19 protein-coding genes and 2 rRNA genes are annotated in these 23283 nt (G+C 62.4%); 14 read left to right on the top strand and 7 right to left on the bottom strand.

Annotated elements, in window-relative coordinates:
* Both GTP55_RS09125 and rrf read left to right on the top strand, forming a co-directional pair.
* Positions 1 to 119: ribosomal RNA gene (locus tag GTP55_RS09125) — 23S ribosomal RNA — on the top strand; the annotation flags it as partial.
* 156 nt (positions 120 to 275) lie between these two features.
* A 5S ribosomal RNA gene (gene rrf / locus GTP55_RS09120) occupies positions 276 to 388 on the top strand.
* Positions 389 to 608: 220 nt separating this feature from the next.
* Here rrf and GTP55_RS09115 read toward each other — a convergent pair.
* The gene (locus tag GTP55_RS09115; RefSeq protein ID WP_161044609.1) at positions 609 to 1154 is read right to left on the bottom strand and encodes an acyloxyacyl hydrolase; all 546 of its coding nucleotides are present in this window, start codon (positions 1152 to 1154) and stop codon (positions 609 to 611) included.
* 93 nt (positions 1155 to 1247) lie between these two features.
* Between GTP55_RS09115 and GTP55_RS09110 the strand changes: the two genes are divergently transcribed.
* On the top strand, positions 1248 to 2144 hold the full coding sequence (locus GTP55_RS09110) for an NAD(P)-dependent oxidoreductase (RefSeq protein ID WP_267876845.1): 897 nt from the start codon (positions 1248 to 1250) through the stop codon (positions 2142 to 2144).
* Here GTP55_RS09110 and GTP55_RS09105 read toward each other — a convergent pair.
* Positions 2136 to 3329: a M20 aminoacylase family protein gene (locus GTP55_RS09105; RefSeq protein WP_161044608.1), complete on the bottom strand. Its 1194-nt coding sequence runs from the start codon at positions 3327 to 3329 to the stop codon at positions 2136 to 2138. The genes GTP55_RS09110 and GTP55_RS09105 overlap by 9 nt on opposite strands.
* A gap of 139 nt (positions 3330 to 3468) precedes the next feature.
* On the opposite strand from GTP55_RS09105, the gene GTP55_RS09100 reads away from it, so the two are divergent.
* The 4 genes from GTP55_RS09100 (at position 3469) to GTP55_RS09085 (ending at position 10201) form a co-directional block, all read left to right on the top strand.
* Positions 3469 to 5547: a molybdopterin-containing oxidoreductase family protein gene (locus GTP55_RS09100; RefSeq protein WP_161044607.1), complete on the top strand. Its 2079-nt coding sequence runs from the start codon at positions 3469 to 3471 to the stop codon at positions 5545 to 5547.
* 9 nt (positions 5548 to 5556) lie between these two features.
* The gene (locus GTP55_RS09095) at positions 5557 to 6684 is read left to right on the top strand and encodes an aminopeptidase (protein WP_161044606.1); all 1128 of its coding nucleotides are present in this window, start codon (positions 5557 to 5559) and stop codon (positions 6682 to 6684) included.
* Between the two features lie 143 nt (positions 6685 to 6827).
* A complete protein-coding gene (locus GTP55_RS09090) occupies positions 6828 to 8519 on the top strand; it encodes a long-chain-fatty-acid--CoA ligase (RefSeq protein WP_161044605.1) in 1692 nt (563 codons plus the stop codon).
* Between the two features lie 2 nt (positions 8520 to 8521).
* On the top strand, positions 8522 to 10201 hold the full coding sequence (locus tag GTP55_RS09085) for a long-chain-fatty-acid--CoA ligase (RefSeq protein ID WP_161044604.1): 1680 nt from the start codon (positions 8522 to 8524) through the stop codon (positions 10199 to 10201).
* An 87-nt stretch (positions 10202 to 10288) separates the two neighbouring features.
* Here GTP55_RS09085 and GTP55_RS09080 read toward each other — a convergent pair whose 3' ends face one another.
* Positions 10289 to 11872, bottom strand: a complete 1584-nt coding sequence (locus GTP55_RS09080; RefSeq protein WP_161044603.1) for an alkaline phosphatase D family protein — start codon at positions 11870 to 11872, stop codon at positions 10289 to 10291.
* Between the two features lie 13 nt (positions 11873 to 11885).
* Positions 11886 to 12335, bottom strand: a complete 450-nt coding sequence (locus GTP55_RS09075; protein ID WP_161044602.1) for an acyl-CoA thioesterase — start codon at positions 12333 to 12335, stop codon at positions 11886 to 11888.
* Positions 12336 to 12397: 62 nt separating this feature from the next.
* On the opposite strand from GTP55_RS09075, the gene GTP55_RS09070 reads away from it, so the two are divergent.
* Both GTP55_RS09070 and GTP55_RS09065 read left to right on the top strand, forming a co-directional pair.
* Positions 12398 to 14224 carry an ABCB family ABC transporter ATP-binding protein/permease gene (locus GTP55_RS09070; RefSeq protein WP_161044601.1) on the top strand — a complete coding sequence of 609 codons (1827 nt, stop codon included), beginning with the start codon at positions 12398 to 12400 and terminating at the stop codon, positions 14222 to 14224.
* An 11-nt stretch (positions 14225 to 14235) separates the two neighbouring features.
* Positions 14236 to 15666: a M20/M25/M40 family metallo-hydrolase gene (locus GTP55_RS09065; RefSeq protein WP_161044600.1), complete on the top strand. Its 1431-nt coding sequence runs from the start codon at positions 14236 to 14238 to the stop codon at positions 15664 to 15666.
* Here GTP55_RS09065 and GTP55_RS09060 read toward each other — a convergent pair.
* Positions 15663 to 17228: a family 43 glycosylhydrolase gene (locus GTP55_RS09060; protein WP_161044599.1), complete on the bottom strand. Its 1566-nt coding sequence runs from the start codon at positions 17226 to 17228 to the stop codon at positions 15663 to 15665. The two genes, GTP55_RS09065 and GTP55_RS09060, sit on opposite strands and share 4 nt — an antisense overlap.
* Before the next feature lie 132 nt (positions 17229 to 17360).
* Here GTP55_RS09060 and GTP55_RS09055 point away from each other — a divergent pair, with 132 nt between their 5' ends.
* Positions 17361 to 17561 (top strand): hypothetical protein, encoded by a 201-nt coding sequence (locus tag GTP55_RS09055; protein WP_161044598.1) that lies wholly within the window; start codon positions 17361 to 17363, stop codon positions 17559 to 17561.
* Between the two features lie 41 nt (positions 17562 to 17602).
* Here GTP55_RS09055 and GTP55_RS09050 read toward each other — a convergent pair whose 3' ends face one another.
* Positions 17603 to 18859 carry a dicarboxylate/amino acid:cation symporter gene (locus GTP55_RS09050; RefSeq protein WP_161044597.1) on the bottom strand — a complete coding sequence of 419 codons (1257 nt, stop codon included), beginning with the start codon at positions 18857 to 18859 and terminating at the stop codon, positions 17603 to 17605.
* Positions 18860 to 19069: 210 nt separating this feature from the next.
* Between GTP55_RS09050 and GTP55_RS09045 the strand changes: the two genes are divergently transcribed.
* The gene (locus GTP55_RS09045; RefSeq protein ID WP_161044596.1) at positions 19070 to 19795 is read left to right on the top strand and encodes an amino acid ABC transporter ATP-binding protein; all 726 of its coding nucleotides are present in this window, start codon (positions 19070 to 19072) and stop codon (positions 19793 to 19795) included.
* 168 nt (positions 19796 to 19963) lie between these two features.
* Here the strand turns inward: GTP55_RS09045 and GTP55_RS09040 are convergent, their stop codons facing one another.
* Positions 19964 to 20206: a type II toxin-antitoxin system Phd/YefM family antitoxin gene (locus GTP55_RS09040; RefSeq protein WP_161044595.1), complete on the bottom strand. Its 243-nt coding sequence runs from the start codon at positions 20204 to 20206 to the stop codon at positions 19964 to 19966.
* Between the two features lie 120 nt (positions 20207 to 20326).
* Here GTP55_RS09040 and pyrC point away from each other — a divergent pair, with 120 nt between their 5' ends.
* The 3 genes from pyrC to GTP55_RS09025 are packed head-to-tail and all read left to right on the top strand — an operon-like array spanning position 20327 to position 23224.
* Positions 20327 to 21379 (top strand): dihydroorotase, encoded by a 1053-nt coding sequence (gene pyrC, locus GTP55_RS09035; RefSeq protein ID WP_161044594.1) that lies wholly within the window; start codon positions 20327 to 20329, stop codon positions 21377 to 21379.
* Positions 21380 to 21382: 3 nt separating this feature from the next.
* Positions 21383 to 22180, top strand: a complete 798-nt coding sequence (locus tag GTP55_RS09030; protein WP_161044593.1) for a DUF3025 domain-containing protein — start codon at positions 21383 to 21385, stop codon at positions 22178 to 22180.
* A 48-nt stretch (positions 22181 to 22228) separates the two neighbouring features.
* Complete coding sequence (locus GTP55_RS09025; RefSeq protein WP_161044592.1) at positions 22229 to 23224, top strand: Gfo/Idh/MocA family protein; 996 nt, start codon at positions 22229 to 22231, stop codon at positions 23222 to 23224.
* The last annotated feature ends 59 nt before the right edge of the window (positions 23225 to 23283 follow it).

Raw genomic sequence — 23283 nt, 5'->3', positions numbered from 1 at the left:
TTCCCAGAGCCTTGAGCTCTTTGAAGGGTCGTTCGAGACCAGGACGTTGATAGGTCAGGTGTGGAAGTGCAGTAATGCATTAAGCTAACTGATACTAATTGCCCGTACGGCTTGTCCCTATAACCTTGACGGTTATGCGCATTTACTCTGATGATGAGTGGTGCTACCCAATAAACTAAATGAGATCCCTGCCTGCGCAGGGACGACGTGAAACGTCGCTTTACTTCTCCCAGATTCGCTGCGCAGCCGTCGGCTGCGCAGCACACAAGTCAAAGCTTGATGACCATAGTAAGTCGGTCCCACCCCTTCCCATCCCGAACAGGACCGTGAAACGACTCTACGCCGATGATAGTGCTGCAACCAGTGTGAAAGTAGGTTATCGTCAAGCTAGTTATTTAGAAAAACCCCAGTTAAGCCTGAACGCGCTCAAGATCGCGTTCAGTGCAAAACTGGGGTTTTTTGCGTTCGGCGCAACGACTCGCCATAGCTGATCCAGTCGCAAATGCCATGCGACGCGCAGAATGCAGTATGGAGCGAGGGGGAAAGGTCAACGAAATGCCGAGACTAGCTCGGCACAGATCCCCGCTTGCGCGGGGATGCGGGGCAAATCAGAAGTGGTAAGCAGCGCGCAGTTCGAAGAAGTTCACGCCCGAATTTGGCTTTTTATAGCCACCGTTCGAGAAGTGCTGCAGACGGGCGGCGACTTCCCATTTGTTGTCGAACACATAGCCGGCACCGATATGGTCGCCGAACTGGAAGTGGGTCGACAGGCGGTTGTCGTCGTTGTTGTACAGCTTGGACAGCATGTGAACGCCGATGCCGCCTTCGTAGTAGATGCCTTTTTTATTGTCGTTCTGGAAGCGGAACACGGGGGTGAAGCCGATATCCCACAGCTTGCGCTCGACGCCAGGCTGGTTCATGTAGGCGTTTTCGCGCCAGATGCCGGTGCTGGCTTCCCAGTAGCCGCTCAGGTTGGTGCCGTTCGACTGGAACCATTTCACGTCCCAGTCTTTGGCTGCGCTGAAGCGTACCATTTGGACTTTGGAGCCGGTGGCCACGTCGACCGACACGGAATCAACCAGCTTGTCATCGGCAAACGCGGTTTGCGCAACGACCAGGGCGGCTGCAACCGCCATCATTTTTTTAGCGAACATAGTATCCTTGGATTGTTGAATGCTGTATCTCAGATTTGTTATACGGCTAACCCGTGATTGTACCGGGGTTCCGGAAAATATTCAGGAGCGAAATTGTCGACCCAAATTACCTTTTTAGGCATAGGCTTGATGGGGGACCCGATGGTCCGCCGTCTGCTGGCTGCGGGCCATGCGGTAACCGTCTGGAATCGTACCTCCGCCAAGGCCGAGGCGCTGGCTGGCGCCGGGGCACGCGCGATGTCGAGTTTGCAAGATGCGGTGCGAGGCGCACACATCGTTATCTCCATGCTGGAGGCTGGCCCGACCGTGCAAGAGGTGCTGCGGGCAGCATTGCCGGCGCTGGCGCCGGGCACGTTGTGGCTTGACATGAGCTCGACACAGCAGGCGGAAGCGCAAGCCTTCCACGCCCAGCTGACGGCCCAGGGCGGGCGTTTCATCGATGCGCCGGTGTCAGGCGGCGTTGGCGGCGCCGCAGCTGGCACGCTGGCGATCATGGCCGGCGGCGCGGCAGAAGACTTTGCCGAGGCCGAACCGGTGCTGGCCGCCATGGGCCGCGCCACGCTGGTGGGACCGGCCGGCGCCGGGCAGGTGGCCAAGCTGTGCAACCAGCTGATTGTTGGCGCAACGATCAATATTGTCGCGGAAGCCATGCTGCTGGCGCAGGCGGCCGGCGCCGATCCGGCGGCGATGCGCGCCGCCATACGCGGCGGCTTTGCCGAGTCGAAGATATTGGATGTGCATGGCCAGCGCATGCTGGAGCGCAATTTCGTCGCCGGCGGCAAGGTGAGCACGCAGCTGAAGGATCAGCGCAACATCCTGGCGGCAGCGCAAGCGGCCGGCATCGTGCTGCCGCTGACGGAGCTGGTGACTGCGCGCTACATGACGCTGTCGAAGACCATTCCGCAAGCCGATCACTCGGCCGCGCTGATCGGGCTGGAGCAGTTGAATCCGGGGCAGCGCGTCGGCGACTCCCCGGATAAATTAAGCTAAGGGCAGGCTGGCCTCGACCAGCTTGACCCAGAAGCTGGCGCCGATCGGCAGCAGGTTGTCGTTGAAGTCGTAGCTGCCGTTGTGCAGCACGCACGGGCCGAGGCCGTGGCCGCCGTCGCGGTGGTCGCCTTCACCGTTGCCGATGAAGATGTAGCAGCCCGGCCGCGCCTGCAGGAAGTATGAGAAGTCTTCCGCCGCCATCGACGGCTCGGTCTTGTCGTCGACCTTGTCGGCGCCGACCACCGCCTTCATGACTTCCACCGCAAAGCGCGTCGCTTCCGGATGGTTGACCAGCGGCGGGTAGTTGCGGCGGAACTTGAATTCCACTTCCGCGCCGAATGCGGCGGCCGTGTTGACGGCCACTTCTTCCATCTGCTTCTCGATCATGTCCAGCACCGTGGCGGACAGCGTGCGCACGGTGCCGGCCAGCTTGGCTTCGTCCGGGATGACGTTGGTGGCGGTGCCGGCGTGGAACTGCGTGAGCGACAGCACGGCGGTGTCGATCGGATTGGTGCGGCGGCTGACGATGGTCTGCCAGCTTTGCGCGATCTGCATGCCGATGATGACCGGGTCGATGCACTTGTGCGGTTGCGCCGCGTGGCCGCCCTTGCCCTTTACCGTCAGATAGAACTCGTTACTGGACGCCATTAACGGGCCGGGCCGCACGCTCATGTGGCCGGACGGGATGCCGGGCCAGTTGTGCATGCCGTATATGCTGTCCATCGGGCATTGCTCGAACAGGCCGTCCTCGATCATGCGTTTGGCGCCGGCGCCGCCTTCTTCGGCCGGCTGGAAAACGAGATAAACAGTTCCGTCGAAGTTGCGGTGTGCAGCCAGGTGTTTGGCGGCGCCGAGCAGCATGGCGGTGTGGCCGTCATGGCCGCAGGCGTGCATCTTGCCGGGATGGCGCGAGGCGTGGGCGAAGGTATTCACTTCCTGCATCGGCAGCGCATCCATGTCGGCGCGCAGGCCGATGGCGCGCTCCGACGTGCCGTTCTTGATGACGCCGACCACGCCGGTGAGGCCCAGGCCGCGAATGACCGGGATGCCCCATTCGGTCAGCTTGGCGGCCACCACGTCGGCGGTGCGCTGTTCTTCGTAGCAGAGCTCCGGGTGGGCGTGCAGGTCGCGCCGTATTTCCTGAATTTCGGATTGAAATGCAATGATGGGATCTACCAGTTTCATGCTGCTTCTCCAATATTCGTGTCGCTTGCTTTTTAAGCATCGAGAACAGCCATTGTAGCCCTTGTCTAAGGACTTAAGCCAGAGCGGGCGCAATGGTTTACGATACCGTTTTCCGCATCAGCTTTTTTGGATTTCCGACATGACTACCACATACGTCCGCGCCGCCTGCCCGCTTGACTGCCCCGACACCTGCGCGCTGCTGGTGACGGTGGAAGACGGCGTCGCCACCGCGGTCAAGGGCGATCCCGACCATCCCACCACGGCCGGAGTGCTGTGCACCAAGGTGTCGCGCTACACCGAGCGCACCTATCACGAGGACCGCCTGCTGCATCCGCTCAGGCGCGTCGGCAAGAAGGGCGAGGGCAAGTTCGAGCGCATCAGCTGGGACCAGGCGCTGGACATCATCGCGGCCAGACTCAAGCCCATCGCCGAGCGCGCGCCGGAAGCCATCCTGCCATACAGCTATTGCGGCACCATGGGGCTGATCCAGGGCGAGTCGATGTCGTCGCGCTTCTTCAACAAGATCGGCGCCTCGCTGCTGGACCGCACCATCTGCGCGATGGCCGGCGCCACCGGCTACAGGTACACCATCGGCGGCTCGGTCGGCACCGACATGGAGCAGTTCCAGAATTCGAAACTGCTGATTATCTGGGGCGGCAATCCGATCGCCTCCAACCTGCACTTCTGGACCCGCGCGCAGGAAGCCAAGCGACACGGCGCCAAGCTGATCGCCATCGATCCCTATCGCTCGCTGACGGCCGAGAAGTGCCACCAGCATATCGCCCTGCTGCCGGGCACCGATGCCGCGCTGGCGCTGGGCCTGATGCATGTGCTGATCAGGGAAGACCTGCTGGACCACGACTACATCGCCCAGTACACGCTGGGCTTTGAACAACTGAAGCAGCGCGCCGCCGAGTGGACGCCGGAGCGCACCGCGCAAACCTGCGGCATCACGGTGGACGAAGTGGTGGACCTGGCGCGCCTGTACGGCGGCATGGCCAAGGCCGGCGAGCCGGTGGCGATCCGCACCAACTACGGCGTGCAGCGCGTGCGCGGCGGCGGCATGGCGGTGCGGAATATCGCCTGCCTGCCGGCGCTGGTGGGGGCGTGGCGCCATGCTGCCGGCGGCGTGCAGCTGTCCTCCAGCGGCTCGTTCCCGACCAATAAGCCCAAGCTGCAGCGCACCGATTTGCTGAAGAAGATCCCGCGCACCATCAACATGACCACCATCGGCGACGACCTGCTGCGGCCGGCGTCGGCGGCGTTCGGGCCGGCGGTGGAAGCGGTCATCGTCTACAATTCCAATCCGCTGGCGGTGGCGCCGGATTCGGACAAGGTGATGCGCGGCTTCCTGCGCGAAGACCTGTTCACGGTGGTGCTCGAGCAGTTCCAGACCGACACCGCCGATTACGCCGACATCGTGCTGCCGGCCACCACGCAGCTGGAGCACATCGATGCGCATACCTCCTACGGTCATCTGTACATGATGGCAAATAACGCCGCCATCGCGCCGATGGGCGAGGCCAAGCCGAACACCGAAATCTTCCGCCTGCTGGCGGCCCGGATGGGCTTTGACGACGACTGCTTCAAGGACAGCGACGACCAGCTGGCCGCCATCGCCTTCAACGCGCAGGACGCGCGCGCGCTGGGCTTCGACTGGGACGCCTTGAAGCAGAAGGGCTGGCAGAAGCTGAACATGCCGGCCGCGCCGTTTGCGCAGGGCGGTTTCCCCACGCCGTCCGGCAAGTGCGAATTCTATTCCGCGCAGATGGAGAAGGATGGTCTCGATCCGCTGCCGGCGTATGTGCCGCCGTACGAATCGGCGGCCAGCAATCCCGCGCTGGCGGCGCGCTATCCGCTGGCGATGATCTCGCCGCCGGCGCGCAACTTCCTCAACTCCACCTTCGTCAACGTCAAGAGCCTGCGTTCGGCCGAGGGCGAGCCGCATCTGGACATGCATCCCGACGACGGCGCCGCGCGCGGCATCGCGCACGGCGACATGGTACGCATCTTCAATGACCGCGGCTCCTTTGTCTGCAAGGCGCGCTTGACGGACAAGGCGCGCGCCGGCCTGGTTGTCGGCTTGTCAGTGTGGTGGAAAAAACTAGCCACGGATGGCAAAAACGCCAATGAGGTTACCAGCCAACAGTTAACGGATATGGGCCGCGCGCCGACTTTTTACGATACACTGGTTCAAGTCGAGAGAGTCTCCGCTTGAAGGTAATGTATGCGCAATATTGCCCGCCGAATGCTCCGCGCCAGGTACTGGCTGGTGCCGGCGTGCGCGGCGGCGATGCTGGCCGGTTGCGCGCAATTCAAGTACTACATGCAGGCCGCGCAAGGCCAGTATTCGTTATGGTCGGACGCCCGGCCGATTGACGACTGGCTGGGCGATCCCACTACCGATCCGCAGCTCAAGGCGCGGCTGGAGAAGGCGCTGTTGATCCGCAAATTCGCGGTCAAGGAACTGGGCCTGCCGGATAACGCCAGCTACAAAAACTACGCCGCGCTGTCGCGTCCCTTCGTGCTGTGGAATGTGGTGGCGACGCCGGAACTGTCGCTGCGGCCGATCCAGTGGTGCTTCCCGATTGCGGGCTGCGTCAGTTATCGCGGCTACTACAGCAAGGACGACGCCATGGCCTACGCCGATGAGCTGCGCAAGGAAGGCAACGATGTGCAGGTCGGCGGCGTGCCGGCGTATTCCACGCTTGGCTGGTTTAGTGATCCGCTGCTGTCGACCTTCATCAACTATTCCGACGCCGAGCTGGCGCGCATGGTGTTCCACGAGCTGGCGCACCAGGTGGTGTACGTGCCGGGCGACACCCAGTTCAACGAAAGCTTCGCCACCGCAGTGGAGGAGGCCGGCGTGGCGCGCTGGCTGGAACTGTACGGCACCGACCCGATGCGCGACGCCTACACCCGCTACAACGCGCGCCGTCAGGACTTTCTGGCGCTGCTGGTGCGGCACCGCAAGATGCTGGCCGACCTGTACGCCGGCAAGACCAGCACCCGCCACAAACGGGCCGAAAAGGCCCGCATCTTCGCCCACCTCAAGTCCGACTACCTGAAGCTGAAGGAAAGCTGGGGCGGCTATGCCGGCTATGACCGCTGGTTTGCCGAGCCGCTGACCAACGCCCACCTGTCTTCGGTGGGGACTTACCACGATTATCTTCCCGCCTTCCGGGCCTTGTTAACGCAGGAACGAACGTTCGTGCGTTTTTATGGTGCAGTGCAAAAGATAGCGACACTTGACATAGTTCAACGCCGACAGCAGTTGGACGTCTTGGGCCGCCCGCCGATGCTCAATGCGGAGGGCGCCAAAGAGCCCTCGACCAGCGCCGAAGGCGCGCATTGATGTTGCGTTGCATCATGAAAAGCCGTTAGAACCTCCGTTCTAATTATGGTTAAATGCGCTTGCATACGGGCTTAGTGCCCGATAGCATCGCATCATCAGCAAGCTCCCCTTACAACGATAAATATTCGAGACAGAGGCACAGGATGGAGAAAATCTGGTTGAAATCGTATCCGCCGGGCATGCAGACCGAGGTCGATACGAGTCAGTACCGTTCGCTGGTGCAGTTGCTGGAAGAGTCTTTCCACAAGTTTGCCGACCGCAACGCTTATGTCTGCATGGACAAGTTTCTCACCTATGCCGAAGTCGACGCGTACTCGAAGCGCCTCGGCGCCTGGCTGCAAAGCCGTGGCCTGAAGCCGGGCACGCGGGTGGCCATCATGATGCCCAACGTGCTGCAGTATCCGATCGCGATTGCGGCGATCCTGCGCGCCGGCTACACGGTGGTTAACATTAATCCGCTGTACACGCCGCGCGAGCTGGAACATCAGCTGAACGATTCCGGCGCCGAGGCCATCATCATCCTGGAGAACTTTGCCACCACCCTGGAACAGGTGCTGGGCAAGACCCAGGTCAAGCATATCGTGGTGGCCAGCATGGGCGAGATGCTGGGCGGCGTGAAGGGCATGCTGGTGAATTTTGTGGTGCGCAACGTCAAGAAGATGGTGCCGGCGTTTTCGCTGCCCAATGCGGTGCGCTTCAAGGAGGCGCTGTCGCAGGGCGGCAGCATGAAGATGACGCCGGTCGAGCGGCAGTACAACGATCCGGCATTTTTGCAGTACACCGGCGGCACCACCGGCGTGTCGAAAGGCGCGACGCTGACGCACCAGAATATCGTCGCCAACCTGCTGCAAAGCGAGGCGTGGTCGGAGCCGGCGCTGGGTGGTTCGGACGAGCAGGTCACCATCGTCTGCGCGCTGCCGCTGTACCATATCTTTGCGCTGACCTGCTGCGCGATGTGGGGCACGCGGGTCGGCGCGCTGAATATCCTGGTGCCGAATCCGCGCGACATCGGCGGCTTTATCAAGGAACTGGCCAAGTACAAGTTCAACATGCTGCCGGCGGTGAACACGCTGTACAACGCGCTGCTGAACCATCCGGATTTCGCCCATCTGGATTTCTCGGCGCTGAAGATCTGCAACGGCGGCGGCATGGCGGTACAGCAGGCCGTCAACGACCGCTGGCTGAAGGCGACCGGCGTGTCCATCATCGAGGGTTACGGCTTGTCCGAGACCTCGCCGGTGGCCACCTGCAACCGCGCCGACAGCAAGGAATTCACGGCCACCATCGGCCTGCCGGTGCCGTCGACCGACATCGCCATCCTGGATGACGACGGCCAGGAAGTACCGCTGGGCACCGCCGGCGAGATCGCGATCCGCGGCCCGCAGGTGATGTCCGGCTACTGGAACCGTCCGGACGAAACCGCCAAGGTGATGACGCCGGACGGCTATTTCAAATCCGGCGACGTCGGCGTGATGGATGAGCACGGTTTCGTTAAAATCGTGGACCGCAAGAAGGACATGATCCTGGTGTCCGGCTTTAACGTGTACCCGAACGAGCTGGAAGGCGTGATTGCCGCCCATCCGGGCGTGCTGGAGTGCGCGGCGATCGGCGTGCCGGACGAGCATTCGGGCGAGGCCGTCAAGGTGTTCGTGGTGCGCAAGGACCCCAACCTGACGCAAGAGCAGTTGATGGCCTACTGCAAAGAACAATTTACCGGCTATAAAAAGCCGAAATACATTGAGTTCCGCGAGGAGCTACCCAAAACCAATGTCGGGAAAATTCTGCGCCGCATGTTGCGCGACGAAGTCCCCGGCGAGAAGAAAAAGGCTGCATAAAGATGGAAAAGATTTGGCTGAAGTCGTACCCGGAAGGCGTACCGGCGGAGATCGACAGCACCCAGTTCCGCTCGGTGACCCACCTGATGGAGGAATCCTTCCGCAAGTACGCGGATCGCAATGCCTTCGTGTGCATGGATAAATTCCTGACCTACGGCGAGCTGGATCATCTGTCGCAAAAAGTCGGCGCCTGGCTGCAAGCCAAGGGACTGCAACCGGGCGCGCGCGTGGCCGTCATGCTGCCGAACGTGCTGCAATATCCGGTCATCATGGCCGGCATCCTGCGCGCCGGCTACACCGTGGTCAACGTCAACCCGCTGTACACACCGCGCGAGTTGCAGCACCAGCTGACCGACTCGGGCGCCGAAGCCATCTTCGTGCTGGAAAACTTTGCCACCACGGTGCAGCAGGTGGTTGCGCAGACCGCCGTCAAGCATGTGGTGGTGGCCACCATGGGCGATCTGCTGGGCGGGCTGAAAGGCTTCATCGTCAACTTTGTGGTGCGCAATGTGAAGAAAATGGTGCCGGCGTTCTCGCTGCCGGGTTCGGTGTCGTTCAAGCAGGTGCTGGCTGACGGCTCGGGCAAGACGCTGACGCCGGCCAAGCAGGGCCATGACGACATCGCCTTCCTGCAATACACCGGCGGCACCACGGGTGTGTCGAAAGGCGCGATCCTGCTGCACCGGAATATCATCGCCAACGTGCTGCAGAACGAAGCGTGGCTGCAGATGAAGGCCGGCGGCGAGCCGATGGTGTTCGTGGCTGCGCTGCCGCTGTACCACATCTATTCGCTGACGGTCAGCGCCTTCATGAGCATCCGCACCGGCGGCTTGAGCCTGCTGATTCCGAATCCGCGCGACATTCCTGGCTTCATCAAGGAACTGGCCAAGTACAAGGTCACCGTGCTGCCGGCGGTGAACACCCTGTACAACGCGCTGCTGAACAACGCCGACTTCGCCAAGCTGGACTTCTCGTCGTACAAACTGTGCAATGGCGGCGGCATGGCGGTGCAGAAGGGCGTGGCCGAACGCTGGCTGAAGGTGACCGGCACGCCGATCATCGAAGGTTATGGCTTGTCCGAGACCTCGCCGGTGGCCACTGCCAACCGCATCGATATCAAGGAATTCACCGGCACCATCGGCCTGCCGATTCCATCGACCGAGGTGGCAATCCTGGACGACGACGGCAATCCGCTGCCGCTGGGCTCGACCGGCGAGATCGCGATTCGCGGCCCGCAGGTGATGGCAGGCTACTGGAACCGTCCGGACGAAACCGCCAAGTCGATGACGGCCGACGGCTTTTTCAAGACCGGCGACATCGGCATCATGGATGACAAGGGCTACACCAAGATCGTCGACCGCAAGAAGGACATGATCATCGTCTCCGGCTTCAACGTCTATCCGAACGAGGTGGAAGAGGTGGTGGCTTCGCATCCGGGCGTGCTGGAAGTGGCGTGCATCGGCGTGCCGGACAAGAATTCGGGCGAGGCCGTTAAGCTGTTCGTGGTGCGCAAGGATCCGAACCTGACCGCCGAGCAGATCCTCGACTACTGCAAGCACGAGCTGACCGCGTACAAGAAACCGAAGTACATCGAATTCCGCGACGAGCTGCCGAAGACCAACGTCGGCAAAATCCTGCGTCGCCAGCTGCGGGATGAAAAGACCGAAAAAACCGCCGCCTGATCCGCCGTCATCCCGGCGCAGGCCGGGATCCATAGAACGTTTCCATTATTAGCTCAGCATGGGTCCCGGCTTTCGCCGGGACAACTGTCAGGTTTTGTGCAGGCCGGGTTGGCCGTTGCGGACCACGAAGCCGGCGGCGCGGGCGATCGGGCTGGCGCTGGTGTGCACGTCGTCCAGCGCCAGGAAGTGGGCGGTGGTGTCGGCCGGCGTGATGGTCAGCAGCATAAAGCCGCGCTTGTCGCTGCGACCGTATTGGATCGCCGGATTCATTCGCACGAAGTCGTCGGTGCGTGCCTGCGAGCGTGACGGCGAGGTGATCGAGGTGCCGCAGAATTCCGTCGCCACCAGCGGATTGCCGGCGCTGCGCGGGCGCGAAGGATTGCGCGCCAGTTCGCTGGCGAAGAAGCTGTGCACATCCCCCGACAGCACCAGCGGATTGCTGGCGCGGCTGGTGTGCAGCGTGTCCATCAGGCGCTGGCGCGCCACCGGGTAGCCATCCCAGCCATCGGTCCAGAAGCGGCCGCCGCCTTCCTTGATCATCGGCAGCTGGCTGTTTTGCGCCATCAGCGTTTGCTGCGCCAGGATGTTCCAGCGCGCCGGCGATGATGACAGCCCCTGCGCCAGCCATTGTTCCTGTTCCTTGCCCAGCATGCTGCGGCTGCGGTCCAGCAGTGCCGGGCAGTCGCGCAGCAGCACCGAGCTGGAACCGCCGCGTCCCCTGGGCGGGCAGGCGTGGTAGGCGCGGTACTGGCGGTCGTCCAGCACATGAAACCGCGCCAGCTTGCCCCAGTCGTAGCGCTGGTACATGCGCAGGTGGGCGAAGTCTTTCGGCGCAATGCGCAGCGGCATGTGTTCGTAGAAGGCCTGATAGGCAGCGGCGCGGCGGTCGATGAAGCGCGGGTTGAGGCGTTCGTCGCGGTCGTTACCGTAGTCGTTGGCGACTTCGTGGTCGTCCCAGGTGACGATCCACGGCGCAGCGTGGTGCGCTGCTTGCAGGTCGGGATCGGATTTGTACTGGGCGTAGCGGGCGCGGTAGTCGGCCAGCGTGAAGCTTTCAGAGACCCGTACGGCGGCTTTTGGATGCTGGAGCTGGTATGGGCCCCACTCGTAGATGTAATCGCCCAGGAAGGCCACCAGGTCCGGCGCTGCGGCGGCGATGTGGCGATGGGCGGCATAGGTGCCAAATTCCCAGTGCTGGCAGGAGGCCACGGCCAGTTTCAGCGTGGACGGCATGGCGCCGGCAGCGGGCGCGGTGCGCGTGCGGCCGGTCGGACTGACGGCGTCGCCCAGCATGAAGCGGTACCAGTACCAGCGTTCCGGTTGCAGGCCGGTGACGTCGACGTGGACGCTGTGCGCCAGTTCGGGCGGCGCGCTGGCCGTGCCTTTGGCGACGATGCAGCGGAAGTGTTCGTCCTCCGCCATCTCCCAGCGCACGCTGAAGGCCAGCGCCGGCATGGCGGCGGCGTTGAGCGGGTCATGCAGGATGCGGGTCCAGATGATGACGGCGTTGGGCAGGGGCGAACCCGAAGCCACGCCCAGCGAGAACGGATACCCCGCAAACCGCAAGCCGGGGTCGGACCCCGTACGGGGGCCGACCCCTTGCAGTGAGGGTTGCGCATTGGTGCTGAACGCCGCCAGCGCGCCAAGAAAGATGCGGCGTTGGTGATCCATGCGCCGCTTGTGCTTATGCCTGAATCAGCGTTTCAATCGGCGGCACCTTGCGCGGCTTGCGGTCCGAGTCGGTGGCCACGTAGGTCAGCGTGGCTTCCGTCACTTTCACCGTGTCGGCCTGCAGGCGGTTGCGTTCTGCATACACTTCCACCTGCACGGTAATGGACGTATTGCCAACCTTGACAATATCAGCATAGAACGACAGCAGGTCGCCCACAAACACCGGGTTCTTGAACACGAACGAATTGACCGCAATGGTGGCCACGCGGCCATTGGCGCGGCGGGTGGCCGGCAGCGAGCCGGCGATGTCCACCTGGGCCATGATCCAGCCGCCAAACACATCGCCGTAGACGTTGGCGTCCGACGGCGACGGCATCATGCGCAGTTCCGGCATCTTCCCGGCGGGCAGGCCGCGGTTGACGGTGGTGACGGCGATCGGGGCGGGTGTTTGGGGCGTGGTCATCTTAAAATCTCTTCAGGGGCTACAATGAACGGGAATTGAACCATAAAAAGCTATTATCCGCCATGCGCCGTTACTCCGAATCTCCGCCAGCTGCCGCCAGCAAGTCCGCTTCTTCCCGCAGCGATTTTTCCACCCTGAGAACCCTGCTGCCGTATTTGTGGGTCTACAAATGGCGCGTGGCGCTGGCGCTGGGCTGCCTGGTCGGCGCCAAGCTGGCCAACGTCGGCGTGCCGGTGGTGATGAAGAAACTGATCGATTCGCTGACCATCTCGCCCTCCCATCCGCAGGCCTTGCTGGTGCTGCCGCTCGGCGCGCTGGTGGTGTACGGCATCCTGCGCGTGTCGACCACCGTGTTCACCGAACTGCGCGAGTTCCTGTTCGCGCGCGTCACGCAACGCGCCGTGCGCACCATTGCGCTGCAAGTGTTCCGCCATCTGCACGCGCTGTCGCTGCGCTTCCATCTGAACCGACAGACCGGCGGCATGACGCGCGATATCGAACGCGGCACGCGCGCGGTCGGTTCGCTGATTTCTTACACGCTGTTTAACATCCTGCCGACACTGGTGGAAATCACGCTGGTGCTGGGCTACCTGGTCACGCACTACGATATCTGGTTCTCGGTGATTACCTTTGTGGCGCTGGTGTCGTACATCACCTTCACCATCCTGGTCACCAACTGGCGCACGCACTTCCGCCGCACCATGAACGAGATGGATTCCAAGGCCAACACCAAGGCCATCGACTCGCTGATCAACTACGAAACGGTCAAGTATTTCGGCAACGAGGAGTACGAGGCGCGGCGCTATGACGAGGGCTTGCAGAGCTATGAAAGCGCGGCCGTCAAATCGCAGACGTCGCTGTCGCTGCTGAACACCGGCCAGTCGATGATTATCGCAGTGGCCGTCACGCTGATCTTGTGGCGCGCCACGGTCGGCGTCATCGACGGCAAGATGACGCTGGGCGATCTGGTGCTGGTCAACTCCTTCATGATCCAGTTGTATATTCCGCTGAACTTCCTAGGCGTGATTTACCGCGAGATCAAGCAAAGCCTGGCCGACATGGAGAAGCTGTTCTCGCTACTGGACCAGAACCGCGAAATCGCCGACGCGCCTGATGCCAAGCCGCTGCTCACGCATGGCGCCGAGGTGCGCTTCAAGCATGTGGACTTCAGCTACGATCCTAATCGCCAGATTTTGTTCGATGTGGACTTCACCATCGCGCCAGGCACCACCACGGCGGTGGTGGGCCACAGCGGTTCCGGCAAGTCGACCTTGTCGCGCCTGCTGTTCCGCTTCTACGAAGTCAACGCCGGCGGCATCACCATCGACGGCCAGGACTTGCGTGCGCTGACGCAGGACTCGGTGCGCCATGCGATCGGCATCGTGCCGCAGGATACGGTGCTGTTCAACGACACCATCGAATACAACATCGCCTATGGCAAGCCAGGCGCCACGCATGACGAGATTGTGGCGGTTGCGCGCGCCGCGTCGATCCACGACTTTATCGACAGCCTGCCGGACGGTTACAAGACCATGGTCGGTGAGCGCGGTCTGAAACTGTCCGGCGGCGAGAAGCAGCGCGTGGCGATCGCGCGCACGCTGCTGAAAAATCCTGCGGTGCTGATCTTCGACGAAGCCACGTCGGCGCTGGACTCCAAGGCGGAGCAGGCGATCCAGGCGCAGTTGAAGGAAATCTCGCGCACCCGCACCACGATGGTGATCGCGCACCGCCTGTCCACCGTGGCCGATGCGCAGCAGATCATCGTGCTGGATCATGGACGCATCGTCGAACGCGGCACACATCAATCACTGCTGGCGGCGAACGGGCTATATACTCAAATGTGGGAACGCCAGCAGGCCAAGGCGGATGAGGAAGAAGTCTTAAACTAAGGAGCTAATCGATGAAGTCTCGTTTTGTGCTGGGTGCTGTATCTGCAATGCTGGTGTGCGTGCAAAGTGCTTATGCTGCTCAAGCCGCCGATCCGACGGAACCGCAGTTCCGCGCCCTGTACAAGGAGCTGGTCGAGACCAATACCACGCTGTCTGCCGGCAGCTGCACGCTGGCCGCCGAGCGCATCGCGGCGCGCCTGAAGACGGCGGGCTTCCCGGAGTCGGACCTGCACCTGTACGCCGATCCTGCACATCCGAAGGAGGGCGGTCTGGTGGCGATTCTGCCGGGTCGCGACCCGAAGGCCAAAGCGATCCTGCTGCTGGCGCACATCGACGTGGTGGAAGCCAAGCGCGAAGACTGGGTGCGCGATCCATTCACGCTGGTGGAAGAAGACGGTAAATTCTACGCGCGCGGCGCGCTGGACGACAAAGCGCAGGCGGCCATCTGGGCCGATTCGCTGGTGCGCTTCAAGCAGGAAGGCTACAAGCCGCGCCACACGCTGAAGATGGCGCTGACCTGCGGTGAGGAGACCGCAGGCGCCTTCAATGGCGCCGAGTGGCTGACCAAGAATCGCCGTGAACTGATCGATGCGGCCTATGCGCTGAACGAAGGCGCGGGCGGCGAGTTGAATGCGGCCGGCAAGCGCGTGTCGATGACGGTGCAGGCGGGCGAGAAGGTGGCGCAGAACTATCGGCTGGAAGTGATCAACCGCGGCGGCCACAGTTCGCGTCCGGTCAAGGACAACGCCATCTATCATCTGGCCGGCGCGCTGGAGAAAATCCAGGGCTATGAATTCCCGATCCAGCTGACCGACGGCAGCAAGGGTTATCTGAATGCGATGGCGAAGATCGAGCTGGCTGCCGGTCATAAAGATGTGGCCGATGCGATGCTGACGGTGGCGAAAAATCCCAACGATGAGAAAGCCGTGTCCACGGTGTCCAACGCCAGCCCGAGCTGGGGCGCGATGCTGCACACCACCTGCGTGGCGACCATGCTGGATGCAGGCCATGCCACCAACGCGCTGCCGCAGCGCGCACGCGCCAACATCAACTGCCGCATCTTCCCGGGCATGACGCAGGAGACGGTGCGCCAGGCGCTGGTGAAGGCCATCGACGATCCGGCGGTGAAAGTGGAGACGCTGGAGATCCGTGGCGAGAACTCGCCGCCGCCGGCGCTGACGCGCGCCATCATGGAGCCGGTGGAGAAGATGACCGCCAAGCTGTGGCCCGGCGTGCCGGTGATGCCGATCCTGCAGTCCGGCGCCACCGACGGGCAGTTCCTCAACGCCGCCGGCATTCCCACCTACGGCATCAGCGGCATTTTCCTGACGCCGGATCTGGGCAACATCCACGGCCTGAATGAGTACATCGGCGTGCAGTCGCTGATGGAGGGCCGCGTATTCCTGCACGAACTGGTGAAGGTCTACGCGGAGCAGAACTAAGCCAGTGCGCGGTACTTGAAGTCGCGCAGCTTCACCACGCCTGTGCCTGCGCTGTAGACGCCCGGTTGCAGGCTGGCGAAGCCGCCGAACACGTTGTGGTGCAGGCCTGAGACTTCCATTTGCCACGGATGCTGCACCCACTGCTTGCCATCGAGCGAGTAGTGGAAAGTGACGATATGGCGGTCGTTCTTCATGCGGATATGCACGGTGGAGGCGTCCATCTTTTCGCGCATCCAGCTTTGCTCCTGCGAGTGGGCGAAGGTTTTCATCTGCGTCGGCGTGAAGCCGATGCCGACGTAGGCGCGTTCGCTGTAGTGCAGCAGTAGCCCGCCTTCCGCATCGGCGCCGATATCCATGGTGATGGTGGCTTCGTAGGCGCGGTCGCCGGCGATGAAGGTCAGTGGCGACGAGTCGACCGGCGAGCTGCCTTTACCCTGGATGGCCAGCGTGCCAGGCGTGTGCTGCACGCGTTTCATTTCGTCCGGACCCGGATTGAAGAAGCTCCACTGCACGCCGAAGCGCGTGGTCTGGAAATCGTCTGACTTGGCGAAGTTATGCGGGACTGCCTTGCCTTTCTTGGGCGTTGGCAGTGGCGTGGACAGGTCGCCGCCTTTGGCCTTGAACCAGCCGTCCCTGGTCCATTCAATCGGTTCGAGCAGGCATTGGCGTCCCAGCGTGCGGTAGCCGTTTTCGTAGCCGTGGTAGACCATCCACCAGTCGCCGGCCGGGCCCTCGACCAGCGTGGCGTGGCCGCGTGACCACCATTTTTCGTCGGCGCTTTTGGTGCGCACCAGCGGGTTGCTCGGGTGGTTTTCCCACGGGCCGTGGATGGAGCGTGAGCGGGCCGCGATGACCATGTGGCTGGTCGGCGGGCCAGAGGTACCGCCAACCGCCATCACAAGGTAAAACCATTCGCCGCGCTTGAGCAGTTTCGGGCCTTCGGGGGCGAACATCTCCACCACCCAATCTTGGGGGTAGCGCCAGGGTTCGTAGACTTTTTCCAGCTTGCCGATGGTAGCCAGGCCGTCGTCAGTCAGGCCGATGCGGCGCACGCCGTTGACGAACAGGTAGCGCTTGCCGTCTTCGCCGACTGCATGGCCTGGGTCGATGGCGCCTTCAATTTTCAGATCGACCGGATCGCTCCACGGGCCTTTGATGTTATCGGCCCAGATCACGTAGATGCTGCTGCCGGCCGGGATGTAGATGAAGTAGCGGCCGTTGTGCTTGACCAGGTCCATGGCCCAGATGCTGCCGAGCGGCTTGGTCAATGCTGGGCCGATGGGTTGCCAGTTCAGCAGGTCCTGCGAGTGCCAGATGATGACGCCGGGATAGGCCAGGAAAGACGAAAACGTCATGTAGTAATCGTCACCGTCCTTGAGGATGGTGGGATCGGGGTGGTCACCGGCGAGGATGGGATTGAGGAAGGTGCCGTTGCCCAGATCGGCCTTGCGCTGGCCTTCGACGCCGCGTCCCCAGGTCGGTTCGGCGGCAGCGGCCAGTTGCGGTGCCACGGCGGCGCCGGCCAGTAAAGTCTTCAGCGCGGTGCGTCGCGAAGCAGTCATGTCGTCTCCAGCAGAATAGAATTATCGCTAGATGGTGCAGCAACGCTTGCGCCACCGCAATTACGAAAACCGCCAAGCCGGATAACGATTCCGCGCAAGGTGTAATATTGAAGCCTCTCATTCGGAGGCGACATGAAAGATTCGCTGTTACTGCTGCTGACGGGTATTGTGTGTGCCGCCGGGGCCTGGCTGTTCTTCCGTTACTTTGGACAGGAAGCATTCGGCATCCTCATACTGATATCGCTGATCGGCGCCATCGCCGACAACGCCCGCCTGCGGCGCCGGTTGCGGGAGATGGGCGCCAGGCCTGAGGGCAAGCGCACCTGGTTATGACAAAAAAAAAGCCACCGCGAAGGTGGCTTTCTTGTTGGCACTTACGCCAGTTCGGCGTTCGCTGGCTTCGGCGGGTCCATCTCGCCTTCCCACTTGGCGACGACGGCGGTGGCGATGCCGTTGCCGATGACGTTGGTCGCGGAACGCGCCATGTCGAGGAAGTGGTCGATGCCCAGCAGCAGCAGCATGCCCGCTTCCGGAATGTTGAACTGGCCCAGCGTCGCGGCAATCACCACCAGCGATGCGCGCGGCACGCCGGCCATGCCTTTCGAGGTCAGCATCAGCACCGCCATCATGGTCATCTGCTGACCGAGCGACATTTCAATCCCGTAGGCCTGGGCGATGAACACGGTAGCGAAGGTGCAGTACATCATCGAGCCGTCCAGGTTGAACGAGTAGCCGATCGGCAGCACGAACGAGGCGATACGGTTGCGCACGCCGAAACGCTCCAGGCCTTCCAGCGTCTTCGGATACGCGGCTTCGCTCGACGCGGTCGAGAACGCCAGCAGCGCCGGGCTGCGCATTTCTTTCATCAGGTCGAAGATGCGGCCTTTGAGGAACAAGAAGCCGATGAAGATCAGCAGCGCCCACAGCAGCGCGATACCGAAGTAGAACTCGGCCATGAACACGCCATAGGTCGACAGCACGCCCAGGCCGCTCTTGGCGATGGTGCCGGCAACCGCCGCAAATACCGCGAACGGTGCAAACTTCATCACGTAGCCGGTGACTTTCAACATCACGTGGGCAACGCCGTCCAGCGCTTCGATCAGCGCATTGGCTTTCGGACCGATGGCCGCAGCGGCCGAGCCGAAGAACAGCGAGAAGATCACGATCTGCAGGATTTCGTTCTTGGCCATGCCGTCAACGATGGAGGCCGGCACCAGGTGGGTGACGAAATCCTTCAGCGTCAGGCTGGACGTCGCCAGGTCGGCCTTGGCGGCGGTCGCTGCCATGTGGCCCAGCAGCGCGTCGCCCGGACGGAACAGGTTGACCAGGATCAGGCCCAAGGTCAGCGACATCACCGAGGCGATGAAGAACCAGCCCAGCGTCTTGACGCCGACGCGGCCGACGGCGGTCGCATCGCCCATCTTGGCAATGCCGCACACCAGGGTGGAGAACACCAGCGGCGCGATAATCATCTTGATCAGCCGCAGGAACAGCGTGGTGATCAGCGCCATGGTGTCGGCAAAGCTGCCCCGGCTCGCTTCCACCAGATTGATGTTCGCGATGTAGCCGGTGATGATGCCTAGCGCCAGTCCGATCAGGATGTACGTGGTCAATCGGCTTTGTTTGTTCATATTGTTGGGTTTCCTGTGGTAGTGTCTCTCTTGGCCTGCGCAGCGTGCAGGTTGGCCGCCGCTGCGTTCTTTTCTTAGCGTGGCGACAGCCGGTGGAAGGTGCGCCGGCTGCTGAAACTAATGGCAAGTTCCGCAGTATCCTTGCGGGCAGGGACGCTGTCAAGCGCGCAGCCGTCCTGCCTGTTGCCAGACCGAATAATCTATTTTCTTATGATCGAAATCAAAAACATCAGCAAGTGGTATGGGCAATTCCAGGTTTTGAAGGATTGCAGCACCAAGGTAGACAAGGGCGACGTGATGGTGATTTGCGGCCCGTCCGGCTCCGGCAAGTCCACCCTGATCAAGACGGTCAACGGGCTGGAGCCGGTGCAGCAGGGCCAGATTATCGTCGATGGCACCTCGGTCGGCGAAAAAACCACCGATCTGCCGGCGCTGCGGGCGCGGATCGGCATGGTATTCCAGAATTTTGAGCTGTTCCCCCATTTATCGGTGCGCGACAACCTGACGCTGGGCCAGATCAAGGTGCTGGGCCGCAGTGCGGACGAGGCCACGGCGCGCGGTTTGCAGTACCTGGACCGGGTCGGCCTGCTGGCGCAGCAGGATAAATTCCCCGGCCAGCTGTCGGGCGGCCAGCAGCAGCGGGTGGCGATTGCGCGCGCGCTGTCGATGGACCCGATCGCCATGCTGTTCGACGAACCGACTTCGGCGCTGGACCCGGAAATGATCAACGAGGTGCTGGATGTGATGGTTGGCCTGGCGCAGGAAGGCATGACCATGATGGTAGTGACCCACGAAATGGGCTTCGCCCGCAAGGTGGCCAACCGCGTGGTGTTCATGGACCAGGGCGCGATTCTGGAAGATACGGCCAAGGACGAGTTCTTCCAGGCGCCGAAGACCGAGCGCGCCCGTGATTTCCTGGCACGTATAATTCATTGAAGGCAACGAATCCGGCAAACTGACCGACCAGTTTTTCAAATGGTGGTGGCCGGGCAAACGGATCGCTGGCCAGCACGTCCAGTAGCGCTTGGGTTTGTTTCTTCAAGTGAGCGGCGGCTAATTTTTTCGCGTCTTTTTCTGCTTGACGCGAATACACCAGCTGCCCGCTCACCAGCTTAATTCCTTGCTGTTGTTTTCCAGTGGCTCCGCGCGCGCTGCAAGAATCGACTCCCGCATTCCGGGCACGGAGAGCAAATGCAGCGTTTCCTGGATTGCCGCCCAATCCTCTGCCGACACCAGCACGGCGTTATTGCGCTTGCCGGTAATGGTGACCGGTGCGTGGCTGGCGGCGGTTTCGTCGATCAGGTTGTACAGCCGGGCGCGGGCTTCGCTGGCGGAAATGGTGTCCATGGCGGTTCCTTGGGATAGCGTGGTCTAAACGTACGCTGGTGCGTACGCACTGTCAAGCGACCGGCGCAACGAGGTAAAATGTCGGCTATTCGCACTTTGATAGCCTGAAAGCCCGCCGCCATGTCCGACCTCGCAAATACTCCCGACAGCATCACCATCACCCGCCCAGACGACTGGCACCTGCATCTGCGCGACGGCGCGACGCTGGCCAGCGTGCTGCCGCACAGCGCCCGCCAGTTCGCGCGCGCCATTGTGATGCCAAACTTGAAACCACCGGTGACCACCACGGCGGCCGCTGTCGCCTACCGCGAGCGCATCCTGGCCGCGCTGCCGCAAGGGATGAATTTCGAGCCGCTGATGACGCTCTACCTGACCAACAACACGCAGCCCGACGAAATCGTGCGCGCCATGGAGAGCGGCATTGTCCACGCGGTCAAGCTGTACCCGGCCGGCGCCACCACCAATTCCGACGCCGGCGTGACCGATCTGGCCAACTGCTACAAGGTGCTGGAGAAGATGCAGGAAGTCGGCATGCCGTTCCTGGTGCATGGCGAAGTCACCGACCAGGACATCGACCTGTTCGACCGCGAAGCCGTATTCATCGAACGCGTCATGCGTCCACTGCGCCGTGATTTCCCTGCGTTGAACATCGTGTTTGAGCACATCACCACCAAGCACGCCGCCCAGTACGTGGCGGAAGCCGAAGGTCCGATCGCGGCGACCATCACCGCACATCACCTGCTGTACAACCGCAACGACATCTTCAAGGGCGGCATCCGCCCGCACTACTACTGCCTGCCGGTGCTGAAGCGCGAAGAGCACCGTCTGGCGCTGGTGACGGCCGCCACCAGCGGTGACGAACGCTTCTTCCTCGGTACCGACTCGGCGCCGCACGCGCAAGGCGCCAAGGAAGCCGCTTGCGGTTGCGCCGGTTGCTACACCGCGCTGCATGCGATGGAGCTGTACGCCGAAGCCTTCGAGCGCGCCGGCGCGCTGGATAAACTGGAAGCCTTCGCCAGCTTCAACGGCCCGGCCTTCTACGGCCTGCCGCGCAACGAAGGCACCATCACGCTGAAGCGCGAGCAGTGGGCCCTGCCGGAAACCCTGCCGCTGGCCGACCAGCAAGTGGTGCCGCTCAACGCCGGTGAAACCATCAACTGGAAAATGGTGTAAGCAGTGCTGGAGACAATCGACTGGTCGCGCCCTTGGTTTGAATCGGTACGCGGCGCGGCCAGCCATTTGTCGGCGGACACGCACTTCCGCGACACGTTCTGCCAGCAGGCCGCGGCACTGGGCCTGCGCAATCATCTGGGCTTGCCCATGTCGTTCGTGCCGCAGGAGGAGCTGCCGGAGGGCACCGCCTACGAACAGCACATCGGCGCCACCGGTTGCGTGCCCACGCGCGACAACCTGCACGACTTTTTCAACGGCCTGGTATGGCTGACCTTCCCGCGCATCAAAGTTCAACTGAACGCCTTGCAGGCGGCGCAGATTGCGCTGGACGGCGTCGGCAAATCACGCGGCCCGGCGCGCGACGGCGCCACCATCTTCGACGAAAACGCCGCCCTGCTGGTGGTGCGCGATGACGCAGCAGGTCAGGCACTGATCGAGGCGCTGCAAGGGCATCGCTGGCACGATGCGTTTGTCGGCCGCCGCGCGCAATGGGGCGTGGATGCGCAAGTATGGCTGTTCGGCCACGCGCTGATGGAAAAGCTGGTGGCGCCGCGCAAGGCCATCACCGCGCACACGCGGGTGGTGCTGGCGTCCGATGATTTTTTCGCGCTGGACCACGACGGACGCCGCGCATGGCTGGACGCCAAAGTCGCGCAGCAGCTGGCCGATGAAGGTTTGACCACTGCGAGCTTCACGCCGATGCAGGCGCTGGGCGTGCCGGGCTGGTGGCCCGATCAGGACGAGGCCTTCTACGCCGACGCAACGGTGTTCCGCCCCAAGCGCATCGCCGCAGTAAAATAGGCATTCCGACACCAACCAACACGCCGCCGACGCGGCAGAAAGTACACCATGACGCAGGTAATTCGCTGGGGTATTCTGGGCACGGGCAAAATCGCCAAGGCCTTCGCCACCGCTTTGCGCGAGACGCCGGATGCCAAACTGGCAGCCGTGGCTTCGCGCTCGGTAGATAGCGCTACCAAGTTCGGCCAGGAATATGGCGCCGAGCGTTTCCATGGCAGCTACCAGGCGCTGGCCGACGATCCCGAAGTGGACGTGATCTATATCGGAACGCCACACCCGATGCACCACGAGAACGCGCTGATGTGCCTCAACGGCGGCAAGGCGGTGCTGGTGGAAAAATCGTTCACCATGAACCGGCGCCAGGCCGAGGACATCATCAACCTGGCGCGCGCCAGGAAGCTGTTCGTGATGGAGGCGATGTGGACGCGCTTTATGCCTTCCGTGGTCGAGGCGAAGCGCATTGTGGACAGCGGCGAAATCGGCAAGCCGGCCAACGTGTCGGCCGATTTCGGCTTTACTTCGGACGCCGGTCCTGAGCATCGTTTGTTCGCGCCGGAACTGGGCGGCGGCGCGCTGCTGGATCTCGGCATTTATCCGCTGTCGATGTCGTCCTTCTTCCTCGGCGCGGTGACGGGCGTGAAGGCGCAGGCCGAGATGGCCGCCACCGGCGTCGATATGCAGACTGCGTTCACGCTGACGCACGAAGGCGGCGGCGTCTCGTCCTGCGCGTGCAGCCTGCGTTCGCGCACGCCGACCGAATTGGTGATCTCGGGCGAGAAGGGCTATGTGCGCCTGCACGACCGCTTCCACAACACCGACACCATCACCGTCACGCTGGTGGACGGCTCCTCGCGCAACGAGCGAACGCTGACGCTGCCGAAGTCCGGCAACGGCTATACGCACGAAGCCCAGGAAGTCGGCCGCTGCCTTCGCGCCGGCCTGATCGAAAGCCCGGTGATGCCGCACGCTGAAACGCTGGCGCTGATGGGCACCCTGGACGAGATCCGCGCGCAGATCGGCCTGCGCTACCCGGCCGACGCATAAAGACCTTGCAAGCGCGGCCCGCGCGAACTGGTTACAATCTCCGGATACGATTTTAACAA

The organism is Duganella margarita (assembly GCF_009857535.1).
Lineage (GTDB): Bacteria > Pseudomonadota > Gammaproteobacteria > Burkholderiales > Burkholderiaceae_D > Rugamonas > Rugamonas margarita.
This window is presented reverse-complemented; position numbering and strand designations above follow the sequence as displayed.